Annotated in this window: 4 protein-coding genes; all 4 read right to left on the minus strand. The window is 75.6% G+C overall.

What is annotated here, in order from left to right; translation table 11 throughout:
• On the minus strand, positions 1 to 641 hold a 641-nt coding region (locus VFZ20_RS22230), incomplete at its 3' end, for a M20/M25/M40 family metallo-hydrolase (protein ID WP_329686145.1).
• 449 nt (positions 642 to 1090) lie between these two features.
• A complete protein-coding gene (locus VFZ20_RS22235; RefSeq protein WP_329686146.1) occupies positions 1091 to 2482 on the minus strand; it encodes a serine hydrolase domain-containing protein in 1392 nt (463 codons plus the stop codon).
• A gap of 52 nt (positions 2483 to 2534) precedes the next feature.
• A complete protein-coding gene (locus VFZ20_RS22240; RefSeq protein ID WP_329686147.1) occupies positions 2535 to 3218 on the minus strand; it encodes a redoxin domain-containing protein in 684 nt (227 codons plus the stop codon).
• Positions 3219 to 3262: 44 nt separating this feature from the next.
• Positions 3263 to 5174, minus strand: a 1912-nt coding sequence (locus VFZ20_RS22245; protein WP_329686148.1) for a protein-disulfide reductase DsbD family protein, incomplete at its 5' end; no start/stop codon positions are given.

Raw genomic sequence — 5174 nt, forward strand, 5'->3', positions numbered from 1 at the left:
TTGCGCCCCCGCTCCGGCGTGCTGGCGTGGGCCGCGACGCCGTGGATCTCCACGGCCAGCTCCGCGTGCCCGCGGTGCCCCGTGCACAGGTCCAGCCCCGTGGCCTCGCCCAGGATGACGGCGCCGGGGCGGATGCCGGACGTCTCCATGAAGTGCATCATCCCCCACCCGCCCTTCTCCTCGTGCACGGAGAAGACGCAGAGCAGGTCCCCCGCCGGCCGATCCTCCACGAAGCGCGCGGCCGCGTACAGCTGCAGGGCGAGGGGACCCTTGAGGTCCATGGCGCCCCGCCCGTGGAGAAAGCCGTCGGCGATCACGCCGCCGTACGGCGGATGCTCCCACGCCGCCGGGTCGCCCACGTCCACCACGTCCATGTGGGCGGAAAGGACGACGCCCGGCGCGCCGCCCGTGCCCGCGATGCGGCCGATGGCGTTGCCGGCGCGGTCCGTCCACGCCTCGTCGAAGCCCAGGGCCCGCATCTCGTCCACGATGCGCCGCGCCACCGCGCCCTCCTCGCCGGGCAGCGAGGGGATGCGGATGATCTCCGCGGCGAACTGAATGCACCGCTCAAACGAAAGGTCCCGCGCCGGCGCACGCTCCGCGCGGCGGGGCACCGTCATCTCCAGGAGGCCGGACATCATCCCTTTGCCGACAGCGCCGGCCCATGCCAGAGTTTCGTCCAGATCCGCCGTCCCGCCGGCGGTCCATCCATGCGTGGCGCGCTGCTCCCCCGCGGTATCCAGCGCGCGGGCGCGGCGAGCCCGGGCGCGCAGCCGGACCGCGGCCCGCCCCACCCGTCCCGCGGCCCCGCGAAGGCGGCACGGCGGAATAACCCGTAACGACATTTTATTCAGGACAGGATGAGGATAGCCACGTCCGCCCGTCCAGTCAACCCGTGCCCGCGCGTTCCACGGCCGGCAATGCGCCCCGTACGCTGGGTCCGCGACCGCACGGATGCACGGTGCGGGCAGGCGTGCGGGCTCCCGTGCCCGCGCGGGCGGACGAACGCAGAGCCGCCCGTATCACGCCACCGCGAATCCATCACCGGCATCGTTCTCGTCCGGAATGACGGCGCGGGCCGAGAACAGCGCTAGGGACGTCCCGGGTTCGCCGTGAGGATCCAGTACTCCGTCCCCGTGTCGTACCGCAGCTCGGTGACCGGGCCGCGGTCGCCGTCCCCGCGCCGAAAGGTCAGCAGCGTGCTTCCCCGGCTGAACGTCAGCCCCTCCACCCAGGCCAGGGGCTGCGCGGCGCCGCCGTCGACGGAGATAGCCAGCCCGTCCGGGGCGCGCGTCACCTGGACCGCGGCCGGTCCGCCGTCCGTGGTCCCGTACGTGCCGGCGAGCGCCTCCGCGTCGCCCGTGAACGGCCGCGGCGCGGGGGGCGTCCCCGGCAGCAGCTGCCCCGCGAGCTCGTCCACCAGCGTCGTCGGCGACGAGTCGAAGCTGCTGTTCATCAGCACGACGATGGCCATCCGGGCGTCCGGGTACCAGTTCGCCCGCGCGGCGTACCCGGTGATCTCCCCGCTGTGGCCGACGTAGCGGTTGCCGCGCGCATCCGCACGCACCTCCACGCCCAGCCCGTAGCGCAGCGGCGTGCCGTCCGCGAGCGTCGCGGGCCGGACCATCTCCGCGTAGGACGCCTCCGACAGCACCCGTCCGCCGTGCAGCGCCCGCAGCCACGTCGCCATGTCGGCCGCCGTGGAGCAGACCGCGCCGGAGCCGAGGTCCACCACGGGGACGATCGGCGGCGCCCGGCGCGTTTCGCCGCCGCGCACGCCGTAGCCCGTGGCGCGGGGAAGGCCCGGCGCGCCCGGGCAGAGCCCCGAGCCGGTCATCCCCAGCGGCCCGAAGATCATCCGCTCCAGGTACTGGGGATACGTCATGCCGCTCGCCCGCTCGATCACCCGGTGCAGCAGCCAGTAGGCCCGGTTGCTGTACATCTGCGCGGCGCCCGGCGCGAACCGCGGCGGGTGCCGCCGGATGGCGGCGTAGACGGAGTCCGGCGACGCGTTTGGATCAAAGCGCAGCGGCGTGAGCTCCGGCACGCTGGGGATGCCGGAGGTGTGGTCCAGCAGGCGGCGGAGCGGCAGCCGCGCGCCGCCCGCGGGAAAGTCGGGGAGCCACTTCGTGACATCGTCGTCCAGGCTGAGCTTTCCCTCGTCGCGCAGCAGCAGGATGGCGGCGGCGGTGAACTGCTTGGTGATGGAGCCGATGGCAAAGACGGCGTCCGTCCGCATCTCCACGCCGGACTCCACGTCCGCCCTGCCGTACGGCTGGAGAAAGAGGACGTCGTCCCCCCGCGTGATGGCGACGACGGCGCCGACGGTGCGGTCCCGCGCCAGGTTGGCCGATACGAGGGAGTCCAGCGTCCCGGCCGGCGGCGTGCGCGGCTGCGCGGCCACCGGCGCGGCGGCGACGAGGATCGGAACGGCCAGCAGCGCGACGGTGCGAAAGCGGCGGTGGAGGATGGGGGCCGGCATGCGAGTGGGTCCTTGTGCGTGTGGGATGCGACGGATTCGGCTGGCCCGGCGCTCAGTACTTCACGTCGCAGCCGTAGGGCTGCGTCTGCGCGACGGCGATGGGCCGGCCCGCGAGGCCCGCATCCAGCGCGGCGCGGACGTAGTTGGTCGCCCCCGCGACGTCCCGGGCCCGGGGCGACGGGTTGTCGTCGATGGCGCCGGCGTACCGAAGCACCCCCTGCGGGTCGATGATGGCGTACTGCGGCGTGTTGCGCGCGCCGTAGAGCCGTCCAAGCGCGCCGGCCGTGTCGCGGATGACGGCGGTGGGCGCCGCGCCCTTGTCCCGCGTCCGCTCGTCCGCCTCCGCCGCCGTCGTGAAGCCCTGCTTTCCGGGCGCAGACGAGACGACGGAGAGCCAGACGACGCGCCCCGCGTAGTCGCGCTGCATCGCCTGCGTGTTGCCGGGACGGCCGTCGACCGGGGCATAGTGCTTCTTCGTGTAGGGGCAGTCGTGGTTGAACCACTCCAGCACCACCCACCGGCCGCGGTAGGCCGCCAGCGCGTGCGACGCGCCGCGCGTGTCCACGGCGGTGAACGCCGGGGCGGGCGCGTCCACCGTCGGCACCGGGCCGGGGGCGCTCGCGGGCGGACCGCTGTCCGTGGCGCCGGTGGCGGCCGCGACGGCCACCGCGGCCAGTGCGATGCCGGCGACGGCGGCGAGGAGGCGCTTTCGGGGGAATCGGTTCGAGAGAGGCATGGTGCGGCTCCTGGAAAAAGGATGAGAAGGGTGGAAGCAGGCGGTCAGCGCGCGGGCGCCGCGGAAAGGGCGGGCGTCCCGCCGGCCGCGGCGTCCAGCGCGCGCGTGACGATCCCCGGCGTGAGGAGCGTCGGGAGGACGGCCGGCGCCGCGGCGCGGTCGCGGCCGTAGAGCACGACAAAGGGCACGCTGTTGCGGCGGAACGCCGCGAGCGCGCGCGTGACGGACGGATCGCGCGTCGTCCAGTCGGCGCGGAGGAGCGTGACGTCGTGCGCGCGCAGCGACGCGCGCACCGCGTCCGAGCCAAAGGCGACGCGCTCGTTGACCTTGCAGGTGAGGCACCAGTCCGCCGTGAAGTCCACCAGCACGACGCGTCCGCTGTCGCGCGCCGCCTGGAGCGCCGCCGCGCTGTATGGCCGCCAGGCGAGCGCGTCCGCGTCCTGCCCTTCCGCGCTCGCCGCGTCCGCCGCGGCCCCCGCCGGTGCCGCGCGCCCCGCGGCGAGGACGAGCGCGAGCGCGCCCGCGCCGGCCGCGAGGGCCACGCCCCGCGCGGCGCGGCGCCGGCCGGCGGGCGCCACGAGCGTGGCGAAGCGCCCCAGCGCCCACAGGCCGAACGCCAGCAGGGTGAGCGCGGCGAGCAGCGCCGTCACCGCGCCGGTCCCGGCCTGCCGGCCCAGCACCCACGCGAGCCAGACGACCGTCGCGAGCAGCGGAAAGGCGAGCGCCTGCCGCAGCGTCACCATCCACGCGCCGGGACGCGGCAGCCACCGGCGTACGCGCGGCACCACGGCCACCAGCGCGAGTGGCCACACCAGGCCCAGCCCCAGCGCGGTGAAGACGACGATGGCGCTCACCGCCCCGCCGGCGATCCCGTACGCCACCGCCGCGGCCAGGAACGGCGCGGAGCACGGCGTCGCCAGCGCGGTGACGAGCACCCCGCCCAGGAACGCCTCCGCCGCCGGCGGCGTGCGTCCCGCGGCGGCCGCGAGTGTGCCGCCCACCGGCGCCAGCTCGAAGACGCCGGCCATGTTGAGCGCGGCGGCGAACACGATCAGCGCGAGCGCGCCCACCACGGCGGGGCTCTGCAGCTGAAAGCCCCACCCCACCTCGGCGCCGGCCGCGCGCAGGGCGAGCAGCCCCCCCACCAGCGCCCACATGGACGCGAGCACGCCCGCGCCAAAGAGCAGCGCGTGGCGCCGCGCCGTCCGTCCGTCGTGCGCCGCCGCCTCGGCCACGCCGAGCGCCTTGATGGACAGCACGGGGAGGACGCACGGCATCAGGTTCAGCAGCGTGCCGCCCAGCAGCGCGAGCAGGCCGGCCGTGGCGAGCGCGAGCCATCCGCCCCCGTCCAGGCCGTCGCCGGTGCCCGCGTCGGCGGATCCGCCGACGGACGCGAGCTGCGCCATGCCCACCACCGGCGCATCCACCTCGATGGCGAGGCCTTCGTCACCGCTGCCCCGCCCCGCCAGCGCCAGCACGCCCGTCAGCCGCGCCGGGCTCCCGCTGGCGTACGGCGAGCGCGCCAGCCGGATCTCCAGCGCGTCGCCGTCCACGCGCACCGCGGCCGGCGCGGCGTGGTCGATGACGCCGGACGAATCCACGAAGAACCGCACGCGCCCCGCGTCGCCGGCCGCGAGCAGGGCCAATCCGCCGGGCGGGCGGACGCGGAGCACGAGGGCCTCCGCATCCACCGCCGAGCGGAACTCCCAGTCCGCGCGGCGAACGGGCACGCGCGCCTCCTCGGCCGCGAACGCGCGGACGGCGGCGGTGTCGGGCTCCGAAGCCGCGCCCACGGGCAGCGTCAGCGCGACGTCCACGTCGTCGGCGATGCACTCCACCTTGCACACCACCCACGTGACGGTGCCCGCGAGCGTCGCTGTCGACCCGACGCGCGCGGTGCGCGGGACGTGGACGGCAGCCAGCATGTGCACTTCGCGCTCGTAGCCGTAGCTCGCG

The organism is Longimicrobium sp., assembly GCF_036280135.1.
Classification (GTDB): Bacteria; Gemmatimonadota; Gemmatimonadetes; order Longimicrobiales; family Longimicrobiaceae; genus Longimicrobium.

Excerpts from the sequence above, each read along its gene's own strand:
- VFZ20_RS22235 (WP_329686146.1), bottom strand. The coding sequence starts at position 2,482 with ATGCCGGCCCCCATCCTCCACCGCCGCTTTCGCACCGTCGCGCTGCTG.
- VFZ20_RS22240 (WP_329686147.1), bottom strand. The coding sequence starts at position 3,218 with ATGCCTCTCTCGAACCGATTCCCCCGAAAGCGCCTCCTCGCCGCCGTC.